This is a genomic window from Actinomadura rifamycini DSM 43936, from assembly GCF_000425065.1.
Lineage (GTDB): Bacteria > Actinomycetota > Actinomycetes > Streptosporangiales > Streptosporangiaceae > Spirillospora > Spirillospora rifamycini.
Window position 1 is genome coordinate 17,079 of record NZ_AULB01000011.1, and the last position, 13,955, is coordinate 31,033.

At 74.6% G+C, this 13,955-nt stretch carries 13 protein-coding genes; 4 read left to right on the forward strand and 9 right to left on the reverse strand.

Translation table 11 applies throughout. The features are described from left to right. Positions 1-47: 47 nt before the first annotated feature. Positions 48-1,607 carry a DHA2 family efflux MFS transporter permease subunit gene (locus H505_RS0110390; protein WP_026401920.1) on the reverse strand — a complete coding sequence of 520 codons (1,560 nt, stop codon included), beginning with the start codon at positions 1,605-1,607 and terminating at the stop codon, positions 48-50. 403 nt (positions 1,608-2,010) lie between these two features. On the opposite strand from H505_RS0110390, the gene H505_RS0110395 reads away from it, so the two are divergent. Both H505_RS0110395 and H505_RS0110400 read left to right on the forward strand, forming a co-directional pair. Next, the gene (locus tag H505_RS0110395) at positions 2,011-3,051 is read left to right on the forward strand and encodes a methyltransferase (RefSeq protein WP_026401921.1); all 1,041 of its coding nucleotides are present in this window, start codon (positions 2,011-2,013) and stop codon (positions 3,049-3,051) included. A gap of 52 nt (positions 3,052-3,103) precedes the next feature. Beyond that, positions 3,104-3,394 carry a hypothetical protein gene (locus tag H505_RS0110400; protein WP_026401922.1) on the forward strand — a complete coding sequence of 97 codons (291 nt, stop codon included), beginning with the start codon at positions 3,104-3,106 and terminating at the stop codon, positions 3,392-3,394. 55 nt (positions 3,395-3,449) lie between these two features. Here H505_RS0110400 and H505_RS0110405 read toward each other — a convergent pair whose 3' ends face one another. Further along, complete coding sequence (locus H505_RS0110405) at positions 3,450-3,977, reverse strand: DinB family protein (RefSeq protein ID WP_026401923.1); 528 nt, start codon at positions 3,975-3,977, stop codon at positions 3,450-3,452. An 89-nt stretch (positions 3,978-4,066) separates the two neighbouring features. Between H505_RS0110405 and H505_RS0110410 the strand changes: the two genes are divergently transcribed. Then, positions 4,067-5,020: a helix-turn-helix transcriptional regulator gene (locus H505_RS0110410; RefSeq protein ID WP_026401924.1), complete on the forward strand. Its 954-nt coding sequence runs from the start codon at positions 4,067-4,069 to the stop codon at positions 5,018-5,020. On the opposite strand, the gene H505_RS0110415 is transcribed toward H505_RS0110410, so the two are convergent. From H505_RS0110415 to H505_RS0110430, 4 genes are read right to left on the reverse strand one after another with little or no spacing between them, the layout of a single operon-like run. Then, entirely contained in the window at positions 5,017-6,165 is a 1,149-nt protein-coding gene (locus H505_RS0110415) for an acyl-CoA dehydrogenase family protein (protein ID WP_026401925.1), read from the reverse strand. The genes H505_RS0110410 and H505_RS0110415 overlap by 4 nt on opposite strands. Continuing rightward, complete coding sequence (locus H505_RS0110420) at positions 6,165-7,091, reverse strand: hydroxymethylglutaryl-CoA lyase (RefSeq protein ID WP_026401926.1); 927 nt, start codon at positions 7,089-7,091, stop codon at positions 6,165-6,167. Before H505_RS0110420 ends, H505_RS0110415 begins: the two co-directional genes overlap by 1 nt. 2 nt (positions 7,092-7,093) lie before the next feature. Further along, complete coding sequence (locus H505_RS0110425; protein WP_026401927.1) at positions 7,094-9,025, reverse strand: acetyl/propionyl/methylcrotonyl-CoA carboxylase subunit alpha; 1,932 nt, start codon at positions 9,023-9,025, stop codon at positions 7,094-7,096. A gap of 7 nt (positions 9,026-9,032) precedes the next feature. Then, positions 9,033-10,646, reverse strand: a complete 1,614-nt coding sequence (locus H505_RS0110430; RefSeq protein WP_026401928.1) for a carboxyl transferase domain-containing protein — start codon at positions 10,644-10,646, stop codon at positions 9,033-9,035. A gap of 76 nt (positions 10,647-10,722) precedes the next feature. Between H505_RS0110430 and H505_RS0110435 the strand changes: the two genes are divergently transcribed. Next, on the forward strand, positions 10,723-11,358 hold the full coding sequence (locus H505_RS0110435; protein ID WP_026401929.1) for an SACE_7040 family transcriptional regulator: 636 nt from the start codon (positions 10,723-10,725) through the stop codon (positions 11,356-11,358). On the opposite strand, the gene H505_RS41105 is transcribed toward H505_RS0110435, so the two are convergent. Genes H505_RS41105 through H505_RS0110450 form a run of 3 tightly spaced genes read right to left on the reverse strand, consistent with a single transcriptional unit; the run spans position 11,355 to position 13,878 of the window. Further along, positions 11,355-12,086 carry an adenosylcobinamide amidohydrolase gene (locus H505_RS41105; RefSeq protein WP_034517517.1) on the reverse strand — a complete coding sequence of 244 codons (732 nt, stop codon included), beginning with the start codon at positions 12,084-12,086 and terminating at the stop codon, positions 11,355-11,357. The two genes, H505_RS0110435 and H505_RS41105, sit on opposite strands and share 4 nt — an antisense overlap. After that, positions 12,083-12,853, reverse strand: coding sequence for an ABC transporter ATP-binding protein (locus H505_RS0110445; protein ID WP_026401930.1), 771 nt, complete (start codon positions 12,851-12,853; stop codon positions 12,083-12,085). Before H505_RS0110445 ends, H505_RS41105 begins: the two co-directional genes overlap by 4 nt. Beyond that, complete coding sequence (locus tag H505_RS0110450) at positions 12,850-13,878, reverse strand: FecCD family ABC transporter permease (RefSeq protein ID WP_026401931.1); 1,029 nt, start codon at positions 13,876-13,878, stop codon at positions 12,850-12,852. The genes H505_RS0110445 and H505_RS0110450 overlap by 4 nt, the downstream gene beginning before the upstream one ends. Positions 13,879-13,955: the final 77 nt, after the last annotated feature.

The following is a 13,955-nucleotide window of genomic DNA, read 5'->3' on the forward strand; positions in this document are numbered from 1 at the left end:
CCGGTCCGGACGTCCCGGACCGGGGCTCGCGGCCGTGCGGCGGCCGATCAGTGCATCGGCATCGGCGCGTCGGCGGCCGCGGGGTTGTCCGGCTTGCGCCGGGGCAGCACCAGCGCCGGCAGGAAGGCCAGCAGCAGCAGGCCCGTCGCGTACCAGAAGGTGTTCTGGAACGCGTCCGCCATCGGCCCGACGATCTTCGCCATGACCTCCGCGGGCATCTCGCTCATCGCGGCCAGCCCGGCCTCTCCGCCCGAACCGGCCTCGCCGCCCGGCGTGGCCGGCAGCTGCGAGGCGAACTGGCGGGCCAGCAGCACCGACATCATCGCCGTGCCGATGGACGCCGCCACCTGCTGGATGATGTTCAGCATCGTGCTCGCGCGCGGCACCTCGTCGTGCACGAGCGGCTGGATGGCCGCGGCCATGGTCGGCATCATCGTCATGCCCATGCCGAGCCCCATCGCGAACAGCGTGGCGCCGAGCGCCCAGTAGGAGGTGTCCTCCTGGACTTGGAAGGCGAAGCCGCCGAGCGACAGGATCACGATGCTGAGACCGCCCAGCACGACCCGCCCGGGGCCGATCTTGTCGGTGAGCCGCCCGCCGATCGGCATCGTGACCATCGCGCCGAGGCCCTGCGGCGCCAGCAGCAGGCCCGAGGCCATGGCGGCCTCACCGCGCACCACCTGGTAGTACAGCGGCATCAGCAGCATGGCGCCCATGAACGCGACGGCGAACAGCACCATCGTCCCGGACGCGGCGGCGACCGAGCGGCGCTTGAGCAGCCGCAGGTCGATCAGCGGGTTCGCGGCGGTCAGCGCGCGGGCGACGAACCCGAGCACCAGCACCGCGCCGGCCAGCGTGAACGGCAGCGCCTCGGCGGCGAGGAAGTCGCTCAGCTCGCCGCCCTTCGCCAGGCCGTAGATCAGCAGGGCGAGACCGGGGGACAGCAGCAGCAGGCCGATGAGGTCCAGCCGCTCGGCCGGCTTCGGGGTGTCGGGCTTGAGGATCCTGGCGGCCAGGAACAGCGAGATGATGCCGATCGGCAGGTTGATGAAGAAGATCCAGCGCCAGGACACGTCGTCGACGAGGTAGCCGCCCAGGATGGGGCCGGCGATCGGGCCGAGCAGCATCGGGATGCCGACGATGCTCATCACCTGCCCGACCCGCTGCGGGCCCGCCGCCTGGGTCATGATCGTCATGCCCGCGGGCATGATCATGCCGCCCCCGAGGCCCTGCAGGATCCGGAAGGCGATCAGCGACTCGGCCGACCACGCGAGGCCCGCCAGCATCGAACCGATCACGAACAGCGCGATCGAGATCATGTACAGGCGCTTCGTGCCGAACCTCGCCGACGCCCAGCCCGTGATCGGGATCACGGTGGCCAGGGCGAGGGTGTACCCCGTCGCGACCCACTGGATGGTGGCGAGGGAGGTGTTGAACTCGGCGGTGAGCGCGTTGAGGGCGACGTTGACGACGGTCACGTCCAGGATGGACATGATCGCGCCGAGGACCACGACCCCGGCCACCGCGAACACGCCGCGGTCGAGACCTCCGGGTTCCGGTGCCTCCTGGGGTCCGTCCGCCGCCTTGGGAGACGCGGGAGCGGTCAACTTACGTTCCAATCGTTCGAGGCCCGCGCACGCGGGCACGCTGGGGCCGGGGATGGTTCACACGGGGATACGCAGCAAAATACTGCAGAGACTGACACTTTCGCGAACGGTTAAACCCGCAGGACTTCGGGAGTATTCCGTGCGGGTCGGACAATCTGGCCGGGTCTACGCTGCTCTCCGCGCTCCAGCCTCCGACCTCGACCGACCTTGAGGTCAACCGAATGTGACGGACGCGACATCCTATCCCTCACCTCCGCGTTCACCTCGAACCGACCGTGCCCCGACACAGACTCGCCGCGTCTCCGGAACTCACCGCCGCGGCCGACTCGATCTTCGGTCGCCGCCCGTCGGATACCCTCGGTGATGACGTGCGACGCACGGTGAACGAGATCTGGGAGGCGCGATGACCGTCCGGATGCCCGACGACCCGCTCGGCGAGGCGCTCCTCGCGCTGACGACCGGCACCTGGGTGTCGCAGGCCATCGGCGTCGCCGCCCGCCTGGGCGTCGCCGACGCCCTGGCCCGCGGGCCGCGCACCGCCGCGGACGCCGCCGCCTCCCTGGACGCAGACCCGCCCGCCCTGCACCGCCTGCTCCGCGCGCTCGCCGACGTCGGCCTCCTGAAGGACGACGGCGACGGCCGGTTCGCGCTCACCCCGCTCGGCGACCTGCTCCGCACCGAGGCGCCCGGGTCGCTGCGCGGGTGGGCGGAGATGCTCGGCTCCGCGTTCCACCGGTCGGCCTGGAGCGCCCTCGAGACGAGCGTCCGCACCGGTGAGCCCGCCTTCCCCCGCGCCCACGGCCGCGGCCTCTACGACCACCTGCGCGACCGGCCGTCCGACCGCGCCGTGTTCGGCGCCGCCATGGTGTCGGTGACCGGGCGCTTCCTCGCCCCGGCCGTCGCCGCCTGCGACTTCGCGCCCGCGAGCACGGTCGTCGACGTCGGCGGCGGCCGCGGCGCGGTCGTCGCCGCGGTGCTGGACGCCCACCCCGGGGTGCGGGGCGTGCTCTTCGACATGCCGCAGGTCATCGCCGCCGCGCCCGCCGGGCTCGCCGGCCGGTGCCGCCTCGTCTCCGGCGACTTCTTCCGGTCCGTGCCGGAAGGGGGCGACACCTACCTGCTCTGCAACGTCCTCCTCGACTGGGACGACGACCGCGCGGCCCGCGTCCTCGGCAACTGCCGCCGCGCGATGAACCCCGGCGGGCGCGTCCTCATCGGCGAGGCGGTGCCCGTCGGCGAGGCCGACCGCTCCGACCGGCCGACCCCGGCCCCCTGGATCGACCTCGAGATGCTCGTCATGACCGACGGCGGCCGCCAGCGGACCCGGCCGGAGTACGAGCGCCTCCTCGACCGCGCGGGCCTGCGGCTGACCGGCGTCCCGGCCCGGGGCGCCGCCTTCGCCGTCCTGGAGGCCCGCCCCGCGGACCGCCCGGTCGAGGACTGAGCGCCGCGACGGTCCCGCGCCGCGGCGCCGGCCCGACGTCTGACCTCGCCTCATGTCCCTTCCCACCGGATGGACGCTCGAGCGGGTCCGCGCGGTGTCGGGCTGCGCCCGCGCCGCGGTCCTCACCGCCGAGGCCGCCGCCGCCCTCGACGTCCGGGAGGTCGACGGCCGCGCCGAGGCGCCCGTCGCCCCGCACACGATCGATCTGGTGCTGACCTTCGACGGGCTCTGCCTCGTGCGCGCCGAGGGGGAGTGGCTCATGGGCGGCGTCGACGACGACGGCTCGGTGCTGTGCTGGGCCTCCTACGGCGACGACCTGTACGAGGCGCTGCGAGGGCTGTGAAACGGCACCGTGCCCGGCCGGGCCCGGCGACGCGGGGCGCCACCGGGCCGCGGCCTCAGCCCATGCTCTTGGCGCCGTCCAGGGCCTCGCGGATGATGTCGGCGTGGCCGGCGTGCTGCGCGGTCTCGGCGACGATGTGCATCAGCACCCGGCGGGCGCTCCAGGACGCGCCGGGCTCGAACCACGGGGCGCGGGGGAGCGGCTGGGCGGCGTCCAGGTCGGGGAGCTCTGCGACGAGCGCGTCGGTGCGGCGCGCGACCTCGTCGTAGCCGGCGAGGACGCCGGCGAGGGTCTCCTCGGGGAGCAGCCGGAACTCGTCGTTCCGGCGGACGAAGTCCTCCTCGGTCATGGTGTCGAAGTCGCCCATCGCGGCCGGGCCCTCCACGATGAAGTCCGCCCAGCCGCGCTCGACGGCGGACACGTGCTTGATCAGGCCGCCCAGGGTCAGGTCGCTTTCGGTGCTCCGCGTCCGGGCCTGCTCGTCGGTGAGGCCGCGGACGGTGAAGCGCAGGAAGTGCCGGTGCTTGCCCAGCATCGCCAGCAGGTCGGCGCGCTCACCGGAGAGGGTGATGGTGTCGGTCATGGGCCTCGCCTTCCGTTGTTCCGTTCGACAAGACTCACGCTACGAGGCACAACGGTCAGTTTTTGACCGCAATGCGGCAGTATTCGGGTATGGCGAACACGAGCTCGCGGACGCTCCGGCTGCTGTCCCTGCTGCAGAGCCACCGGTACTGGCCGGGGGACGAACTCGCCGAGCGGCTGGGCGTCTCGCCGCGCACGCTGCGCCGGGACGTCGACCGGCTGCGCGAGCTGGGCTACCCGGTGGAGGCGCGGCGCGGGGTCGACGGCGGCTACCAGCTCGCGGCGGGCGCCGCGCTGCCGCCGCTGGTGATCGACGACGAGGAGGCGGTGGCCCTGGTCGTCGGGCTGCAGGCCGCCGCGCAGGGCGCCGTGGAGGGCATCGCCGAACCGTCGGTGCGGGCGCTGGCGAAGGTCGTGCGGGTGATGCCGGCGCGGCTGCGGCGCCGGGTCGAGGCGCTGAGCGCGATGACGGTGCCCGCCGCGTGGGGCGGCGCCGACCGGGCGGCCGTCGACCCGGGGACGCTCACCGAGGCCGCGGTGGCGTGCCGGGACGCCGAACGGGTCCGGTTCGCCTACACCGCGGACGGCGGGCGCCGCACCGACCGGCACGTCGAGCCGCACCGGCTCGTCAGGCTGGGGCGCCGGTGGTACCTGGTCGCCTACGACCTCGACCGGAGCGACTGGCGCAGCTTCCGCGTCGACCGGCTCACCGGGCTGCGCGGAACGGGCGCCAGGTACCGGCCGCGCGACCTGCCGGCGGACGACGCCGCCGCGTTCGTCCGCGCCGGACTGGACGAGCTGCCCCGCCCGCACGCGGTGGAGGCGCTGGTGGACGCGCCCGCCGCGGCGGTGCGCGACCTGATCGGCCGCTGGAGCACGGTCGAGGAGGCGGACGTCGGCCGCTGCCGGGTGCGCATCACCGCCGGCTCGCTGGACTGGGCGGCGATGGCGCTCGGCTCGGTCGGCGCCGACTTCCGCGTCCTCCACCCGCCGGAGCTGCGCGAGCACCTCCGCGAGTGGGGGACGCGGTTCCTCCGGGCTTAGGCCGGGGGCAGGCCCAGGGCGCGGGCGATCAGCATGCGCTGGACCTCGGACGTGCCCTCGCCGACCTCGAGGATCTTCGCGTCCCGGTAGAAGCGGCCGACGGCGTACTCGTTCATGAAGCCGTAGCCGCCGAAGATCTGCGTGGCGTCGCGGGCGTTGTCCATGGCGGCGTTCGACGCGACGAGCTTGGCGATCGCCGCCTCCTTCTTGAACGGCTCGCCCGCCAGCAGCCGGGCGGCGGCCGCGTAGTAGGCCAGCCGGGCGGTGTGGGCCCGCGTCTCCATGTCGGCGATCTTGAACTGGACGGCCTGGTAGCGCCCGATCTCCTTGCCGAAAGCCTCGCGCTCGCGGACGTAGCGCAGGCACTCGTCCACGCAGCCCTGCGCGAGGCCGACCGACAGCGCGGCGATCGCGATGCGGCCCTCGTCCAGGATGCGGAGGAACTGCGCGTAGCCGCGGCCGCGCTCGCCGACGAGGTTCTCCGCGGGGACGCGGACGTCGTCGAAGGACAGCTCGCGCGTGTCGGACGCCGACCAGCCGACCTTCGAGTACTTGCGCCCGACGGTGAAGCCCGGCGTGCCGTTCGGGACGATGATCGTGGAGATCTCGCCGTCGCCGGTGAAGGCCGTCACGGTGACGAACGCGGTGATGTCCGTGCCCGAGTTCGTGATGAACGACTTCGACCCGTTGATCACCCACGAGTCGCCGTCGAGCCGGGCCGTGGTGCGCATGCCGCCCGGGACGTCCGAGCCGCCGCCCGGCTCGGTCAGGCCGAATGCGGCGAGCCGCTCGCCCGACGTCAGCATCGGCAGCCAGGCGGCCTTCTGCTCGGGCGAGCCGAACCGGTAGATCGGCATCGCGCCCAGCGACACCCCGGCCTCCAGGGTGATCGCGACGGACGAGTCGACGCGCGCGAGCTCCTCGAGGGCGAGGCAGAGCGCGAAGTAGTCGCCGCCCATGCCGCCGTGCTCCTCGGGGAACGGCAGGCCGAACAGGCCCATCTTCCCCATCGCGGCGACGATGTCGTAGGGGAACTCGCCGCGCTCGTACAGGTCGCCGATCACCGGGGCGACCGTCTCGCGGGCGAACCGCTCGACGGTGCTCCGCAGTTCCTCCTGCTCGGCGCTCAGGTTGAAGTCGATCATCATTGCTCCGTTTCGGGGGACAGGGCCTGCACGACGCGGGACGGGCTCGGACGGCCGAGCCGCTCGGCCATCCACCGGCTGGTCGCCGCGAGTCCGCCGAGGTCGATGCCGGTGTCGATGCCGAGGCCGTGCAGCATCCACACGAGGTCCTCGGTGGCGAGGTTGCCGGTGGCGCTCTCGGCGTACGGGCAGCCGCCGATGCCGCCGGCGGACGCGTCGACGACCGCGACGCCGGCGCGGAGCGCGGCGAGCGTGTTGGCGAGGGCCTGCCCGTAGGTGTCGTGGAAGTGGACGGCGAGCCGCTCGGGGCCGATCCCGGCGGCGCCGAGCGCCTCGATCAGCGCGGTGACGTGCCCGGCGGTGCCGACGCCGATGGTGTCGCCGATGCTGAGCTGCGAGCAGCCGAGCTCCATCAGCCGGGACGCGACGGACACGACCTGCTCGATCGGGACGTCGCCCTCCCACGGGTCGCCGAACGCCATCGACACGTAGGCCCGCACCCACAGGCCCTGCGCGCGCGCCCGCTCGACGACCGGCGCGAACATCCCGATGGACTCGTCCACCGTCCGGTTGAGGTTGCGCCGCGCGAACGACTCGGTCGCGCTGCCGAACACGGCGATCTCGGTGACGCCGTTGGCGAGCGCCCGGTCCAGGCCGCGGGCGTTCGGGACGAGGACCGGGTACCGCAGGTCGGGCGAGCGGGGCAGGACGGCCAGCAGATCCTCGGCGTCCGCGAGCTGGGGCACCCACTCGGGGTGGACGAAGCTGGTCGTCTCGATCGTGCGCAGCCCCGCGTCCGCGAGCCGGGTGACGAACTCGGCCTTGACGGACGCCGGCACGATCGCCTTCTCGTTCTGCAGGCCGTCCCGGGGCCCGACCTCGTAGATCGTGACCCGCTCGGGCAGGCCCGGCAGCGGTGTGCGCATCGTCATGCCTCCTCGATCACGGCCAGCACCGCGTCCAGGGCGACCTGGACGCCGGCGCGGACCGGCAGCTTCGCCACGACGCCCGCGACGGGCGCGGTGACGGTGTGCTCCATCTTCATCGCCTCGACGACCACCAGCGGCTGCCCCTCCGCGACGCGGTCGCCCTCGGCCGCCTTGACGGCCAGGACGGTCCCGGGCATCGGGCTGCGCAGCACGCCGTCGCCCGCGCCGGCCGCCGCCGCGCCGCCCTCGGCGGCGACGTGCTCGCCGAGCGCCCACGCGCGCCCCTCGCGGCCGAGCCACAGCGTGTCGCCGTCGCGGGCGGCGGCGAACGCGATCGTCCGTCCGGCGTAGGTGAGGGTCGTGCCGCGCAGGGACGCCTCGACGGGCTCGCCGTCGCCGACGCGGACCCGCGCGGCCGACGCGCGGCCCTGCACCCGCACCTCGACCGGCTCCCCGCCCGCGGGCGTGATGATCCAGCGCGCCCAGGCGTGCTCGCCGGGCCGCCAGCCGTCGGGGATCGTCCACGGGTCGTCGCCGGACTCGAGGGCGTGCATCCGCTCCAGCGCGGCGGCGGCGAGCGCCTCCGGCGGGACGGACCCGTCGCCGACGAGGTCGTCGAGGGCGCGCTCGACCAGGCCGGTGTCGACGTCGCCGGACACGACGTCCGGGTGCCGCAGCAGCGACCGCAGGAACGCGACGTTCGTCGGGACGCCGAGCAGCGTGTACCCGGCCAGCGCCCGGTCGAGCCGGTGCAGGGCCTCGGCGCGGTCCGCGCCGTGGACGATCACCTTCGCGAGCATCGGGTCGTAGGAGCCGCCGACCTCGGTGCCGACGTCGAGCCCCGAGTCGACCCGCACGTCCGGTTCGTCCAGGGCGAGGACGCGCCCGCCGGCCGGCAGGAAGCCGCGCGCCGGGTCCTCGGCGTAGACGCGGGCCTCGATCGCGTGCCCGTCGAGGCGGACGCCGTCCTGCGCGAACGGCAGCGGCCGCCCGGCCGCCACGCGGAGCTGGAGTTCGACCAGGTCGAGGCCGGTGACGAGTTCGGTCACCGGGTGCTCGACCTGGAGCCGGGTGTTCATCTCCATGAAGAAGAACTCGTCGGGCCGGTCGGCCGACACGATGTACTCGACCGTCCCCGCGCCGGTGTACCCGACGGCCAGCGCGGCGGCGACGGCGGCGGCGCCCATCCGCTCGCGGGCCGCCGCGTCCAGCAGCGGCGACGGCGCCTCCTCGACGATCTTCTGATGCCGCCGCTGGAGGCTGCACTCGCGCTCGCCCAGGTGGACGGCGTTGCCGTGCGCGTCCGCGAACACCTGGATCTCGATGTGCCGGGGATTCTCCACGAACCGCTCGACGAGGAGGGTGTCGTCGCCGAACGAGCCGCGCGCCTCGCGCCGGGCGGACGCGACCGCGTCCGGCAGGTCGGCCGGGTCCCGCACCAGCCGCATGCCCTTGCCGCCGCCGCCCGCCGACGGCTTGAGCAGCACCGGCAGGCCGATCTCCAGCGCGGCGGCCCGCAGCTCCTCGTCGGACAGGCCCGCCTCGTCCCGTCCGGGGACGACCGGGACGCCGGCCGCGGCGACCGTCCGCTTCGCGCGGATCTTGTCGCCCATCGCCTCGATGGCCTCGGCGGGCGGGCCGATGAACACCAGGCCCGCGTCGCCGCAGGCCCGCGCGAACGCCGTGTTCTCCGCGAGGAACCCGTACCCGGGGTGGACGGCCCGCGCGCCCGCCGCGCGGGCCGCGCCGATCACCGCCTCGACGTCCAGATAGGACGGGACGAGCAGCGCTTCGTCCGCTTCGCGCACGTGCCGGGCCCCCGCGTCGGCCGCGGTGTGGACGGCCACCGACCGCACGCCGAGCCGCCGCAGCGTGCGGAACACGCGGACGGCGATCTCACCCCGGTTGGCGACCAGGACGCTGTCGAACATCAGACCCTCACATCCGGAAGACGCCGTAGCCGACCGGCTCCAGCGGTGCGTTCGCCGCGACCGACAGCCCGAGCCCGAGCACCCGCCGGGTGTCGCGCGGGTCGATCACCCCGTCGTCCCACAGCCGCGCCGTGGAGTAGTACGGATTCCCCTGGTCCTCGTACTGCTCGCGGATCGGCGCCTTGAACCTCTCCTCGTCCTCGGCGGGCCAGTCCTCGCCGCGCGCCTCCATCTGGTCGCGCCGGACGGTCGCCAGGACGCTCGCGGCCTGCTCGCCGCCCATGACCGAGATGCGGGCGTTCGGCCACATCCACAGGAACCGGGGGGAGTACGCCCGGCCGCACATGGCGTAGTTCCCCGCGCCGAACGAGCCGCCGATCACGACGGTGAACTTGGGGACGCGCGCGCACGCCACGGCCGTCACCATCTTCGCGCCGTGCTTGGCGATGCCGCTCGCCTCGTACTCGCGCCCCACCATGAACCCGGTGATGTTCTGCAGGAACACCAGCGGGACGCTGCGGCGGTCGCACAGCTCGATGAAGTGCGCGCCCTTCTGCGCCGACTCGCCGAACAGGATGCCGTTGTTGGCGACGATCCCGACCGGGTGCCCGTGGATGCGCGCGAAGCCGGTGACGAGCGTCGTCCCGTACTCCTTCTTGAACTCCTGGAACCGGCTGCCGTCCACGATCCGGGCGATGACCTCGCGGACGTCGTACGGCGTGCGGGCGTCCGGCGGGACGACCCCGTACAGCTCGGACGGGTCGACGGCGGGCTCCTCGGACGGCGCGACGTCCCAGGGGCGGGGCGCGCGCGGCCCGAGCGTCCCGACGATGTCGCGGACGATCCGCAGCGCGTGCGCGTCGTCCTCGGCGAGGTGGTCGGTGACGCCGGACGTGCGGGAGTGCAGCTCGCCGCCGCCCAGCTCCTCGGCCGTCACGACCTCGCCCGTCGCGGCCTTCACCAGCGGCGGGCCGCCGAGGAAGATCGTGCCCTGGCCGCGGACGATCACGGCCTCGTCGCTCATCGCCGGCACGTACGCGCCGCCCGCGGTGCAGGAGCCCATGACGGCCGCGATCTGCGGGATGCCGCGCTCCGACATCGTGGCCTGGTTGAAGAAGATGCGGCCGAAGTGCTCGCGGTCGGGGAAAACCTCGTCCTGGCGGGGCAGGAACGCGCCGCCGGAGTCGACCAGGTAGACGCAGGGGAGGCGGTTGTGGAGCGCCACCTCCTGCGCCCGCAGGTGCTTCTTGACCGTGACCGGGTAGTAGGTGCCGCCCTTCACGGTCGCGTCGTTGGCGACGACCACGCACTCGCGGCCGGAGACGCGGCCGACCCCGGTGATGATCCCGGCGCCGGGCGCCTCGTCGCCGTACATGCCGGCCGCGGCCAGCGGCGACAGTTCGAGGAACGGCGAGCCGGGGTCGAGGAGCGTGTCGACGCGGTCGCGGGGCAGCAGCTTGCCGCGCGCGACGTGCCGTTCGCGGGCCCGTTCGGGACCGCCGCGCCCGGCGCGGTCCACGTGCTCGCGCAGCTCCGCGACCAGCGCCTCGTTGTGCGCGGCGTTGGCCTTGAACGCCTCGCCCGCGACGTCGGCGCGCGTGCCGATCTCGGGTCCGGTCATGGTGCCCTTCCCTGTTAATGCTCGTTAACAACTCCGATGTTAATGCTCATTAACTGCGTTCGTCTACACTTGCCGCATGACCTCCCGACCCGCCGGGGCGGCCCCGGACGCGCCCGGACCCGCGGCGCCGCCGAACCCGCGCCGGGCGGAGCTCCTCGCCGCCGCCGCCGAACTGTTCGCGCGCCGCGGCTACCACGGCACGTCCATCGGCGACGTCGGCCGCGCCGTCGGGCTCACCGGCCCCGCCCTCTACCGGCACTTCCGCGGGAAGGAGGCGGTCCTCGCCGAGATGCTGCTGGACATCAGCGAACGCCTGCTCGCCGAGGGGGCCCGCCGCGCCGCCGACCCCGACCCCTCCCGCGCGCTGGACGGGCTGCTGCGCTGGCACATCGCGTTCGCGCTGGACAACCCCGCGCTGATCACCGTGCACGAGCGCGAACTCGACAACGTCCCCGAGGAGCAGCGGCACCGCGTCCGCCGGCTGCAGCGCGCGTACGTGGAGGAGTGGGTCGGCGTCCTGCGCCGCCGGACGCCCGCGCCGCCCGACGACCGCACCCGCGCGGCCGTCCACGCCTGCTTCGGGCTCCTCAACTCCACCCCGCGCAGCGCGGCCGGCCTGGACCGCGCCGCGATGGCCGACCTCCTGCACGCCATGGCCCGCTCGGCGCTGGACGGTGTGGCTCTGGACGGTGCCGGACCCGGACGGGCCTAGCGGCGCTCTGCCAGCAGCGCGGCGTAGTCGAGCGCGCCCGCGCGCACGGCCCCGTGGACGGCCCGCGCGAGCCGCGCGCCCCACATCGAGCGCGGTCCCGCGAACGGCTCGGGCGTCCCCGCCTCCGGGACGACGACGCACACGGCGTCCGACGCGGTGCCCGTGCACGGGAACCCGGCCTCCAGAAGCGCCTGCGTCTTCGCCTCCGTCGCCGTGACCACCGCGTTCACCAGCGCCGCGTCGGTCAGCGGGACCGGCAGCACGGCGAGGATGTTGATCGTTCCGGGCCGCGGCGGCACGGCCGCGGGCGGCCCGCCGCGCGGGGGCGGAGGGCCGTCGAGCCGCATCGGCGCCAGCTCGGGGTCGGGCGCGCCCGCCGGGGCCGCCGCCCACGTCGGGACCCGCAGCCCGACGGTCGCCGCGACGCCGACGCCGCCGTCCGCGCCGCGGACCGTCCGGTCGACGGCGGCGGCCGTCAGCATCCCGACGCCCGGGCCGTCCAGGCCGTGGGACGCGGCGAGCTCGTGCAGGTGCGCGACCGGGTCGGTGCGCGAGTAGCCGCCCGGGACCTGCGCGTTCAGCACCCAGCGGATCGGCCCGATCCCGCCGCCGACCATCGCCGACGAGATCGCGCGGCACCCGCCGCCCGCGCGCCACACGGTCGAGGCGAGCCGGGCGCCGTCCTCCGTCCGCCAGGTCCGCTCGAGAATCGGCGACGCTTCGCTCATGGGCGCTCCAGGGAGAGGACGGGCCGCCCGCCGGGGCCCTCGGCGACGTGGACGCGCGCGTCGAAGTGCTCCTCGATCGCGTCCCGGGTCAGGACCTCGGCGGGCGTCCCGGCCGCCGCGACCCGGCCGCCCGACAGCAGGACGAGCGCGTCGGCGTACTGTCCGGCCAGCGTCAGGTCGTGGATGGTCGTCACCACGGTCAGCCCGTCCGACAGCCGCAGCCGGTCGATCAGCTCCATCACCTGCTGCTGGTGGCCGATGTCGAGCGCGGACGTCGGTTCGTCCAGGAGCAGGACGGACGTCTGCTGCGCGAGCGCGCGCGCCAGGACCACACGCTGGCGCTCACCGCCCGAGAGGTGGTCCAGAGCGCGCCCTGCGAAGGCCGTGAGGTCGAGGCGGTCGAGCACCTCGCTCACTATCGCCCGGTCCCGCGCGCTCTCTCGGCCGAGGTGAGGGATATAGGGGGAGCGGCCCAGCAGCGTGTAGTCGAAGACCGTCATCCCGAGCGGAAGGTTCGGCGCCTGCGGCGCGTACGCGACCACCCGGGCCCGCTGCCGCGGCTTGAGGGCCCGCAGGTCCTCGCCCGCGACCCGCACCTCGCCCTCGACCGGCAGCAGCCCGAGGACCGAGCGCAGCAGCGTCGACTTGCCCGCCCCGTTCGGCCCGATCACCGCCGTCCACGAACCGGCCGGGACGTCCAGCGACACCCCGGCCAGCACCGGCCGTCCGCCCAGCTCCACGCCGAGCCCCCGCACACCGACCGTCACGTGTCCACCTGCCTGCGGCTCGCGCGCAGCACCGCGACGAAGAACGGCCCGCCGACGAACGCCGTCACCACGCCCAGCGGCAACTCGCCGGGCGCGACGACGGTCCGCGCGATCAGGTCGGCGACCGCCAGGAACGCCGCGCCGCCGAGCAGCGACAGCGGCAGCACCACCCGGTAGGAGCCGCCGGCCAGCCGCCGCACCACGTGCGGCACCACGATGCCGACGAACCCGATCAGCCCGCTGACCGCGACCGCGCACGCCGTCGCCAGCGACGCCGCGACCAGCACCGTCAGCCGCACCCGCTGCGCCGACAGCCCGAGCGACGCGGCCTCCTCGTCGCCGACGCTCAGCACGTCCAGCAGGCGGCCGTGCGCGAGCAGGACGATCGTCGAGACCAGCGCGTACGGGCCGATGAGGGCGAGCTGCGCCCAGTCGGCGCCGCCGACCCCGCCGAGGATCCACGCGTAGATCCGGTTCAGCTCCTCCGACCCGAGCTGCTGCAGGAACGTCTGCACGGCCGCGAGGAACGACGACACCGCCACCCCGGACAGGACGAGCGTCGCCGCGCCGCCCGCCGCGTTCGCCGTCCGGCCCAGCGCGTACGCGAGGACCACGCCGAACAGGGCCCCGGCGAACGCGGCGAGCGGCACCCCGTACCCGAGGTCGCCGTGCAGCAGCACGATCACCAGCGTCGCCCCGACGCCCGCCCCCGAGGCGGCGCCGAGGAGGTACGGGTCGGCGAGCGGGTTGCGGAACACGCCCTGGTAGCCGGCCCCGGCCATGGCGAGCATCCCGCCGACCAGCGCCGCCATCAGCACCCGGGGGAGCCGCAGCTCGAACAGCACGTTCTCCTCGATCACCGACAGGCCGGAGTCGAGGCGCACGAACGGCAGCCGGTCGGCGAGCGCCGCGAGCACCCCGCCGAGCGGAAGGTCCGCGGCGCCCGCGAACAGGCCGGTCAGCAGGACGGCCGCCAGCAGGGCGGTCGCCGCGCCGAGCGGCACCGGCCGCAGCCGCGCCTGCACGCGGCCGGCGTCCGGTTCCGTCCGGGGGGCGGTCCGGGCGTCGGACCGGGGGATCCGGACCTTCACGGCCGAGCGCC

Excerpts from the sequence above, each read along its gene's own strand:
- H505_RS0110420 (WP_026401926.1), bottom strand. The coding sequence starts at position 7,091 with ATGCGCACACCGCTGCCGGGCCTGCCCGAGCGGGTCACGATCTACGAG.
- H505_RS0110400 (WP_026401922.1), top strand. The coding sequence starts at position 3,104 with ATGTCCCTTCCCACCGGATGGACGCTCGAGCGGGTCCGCGCGGTGTCG.
- H505_RS0110425 (WP_026401927.1), bottom strand. The coding sequence starts at position 9,025 with ATGTTCGACAGCGTCCTGGTCGCCAACCGGGGTGAGATCGCCGTCCGC.
- H505_RS0110410 (WP_026401924.1), top strand. The coding sequence starts at position 4,067 with ATGGCGAACACGAGCTCGCGGACGCTCCGGCTGCTGTCCCTGCTGCAG.
- H505_RS0110430 (WP_026401928.1), bottom strand. The coding sequence starts at position 10,646 with ATGACCGGACCCGAGATCGGCACGCGCGCCGACGTCGCGGGCGAGGCG.
- H505_RS0110405 (WP_026401923.1), bottom strand. The coding sequence starts at position 3,977 with ATGACCGACACCATCACCCTCTCCGGTGAGCGCGCCGACCTGCTGGCG.
- H505_RS0110415 (WP_026401925.1), bottom strand. The coding sequence starts at position 6,165 with ATGATCGACTTCAACCTGAGCGCCGAGCAGGAGGAACTGCGGAGCACC.
- H505_RS41105 (WP_034517517.1), bottom strand. The coding sequence starts at position 12,086 with ATGAGCGAAGCGTCGCCGATTCTCGAGCGGACCTGGCGGACGGAGGAC.
- H505_RS0110395 (WP_026401921.1), top strand. The coding sequence starts at position 2,011 with ATGACCGTCCGGATGCCCGACGACCCGCTCGGCGAGGCGCTCCTCGCG.
- H505_RS0110435 (WP_026401929.1), top strand. The coding sequence starts at position 10,723 with ATGACCTCCCGACCCGCCGGGGCGGCCCCGGACGCGCCCGGACCCGCG.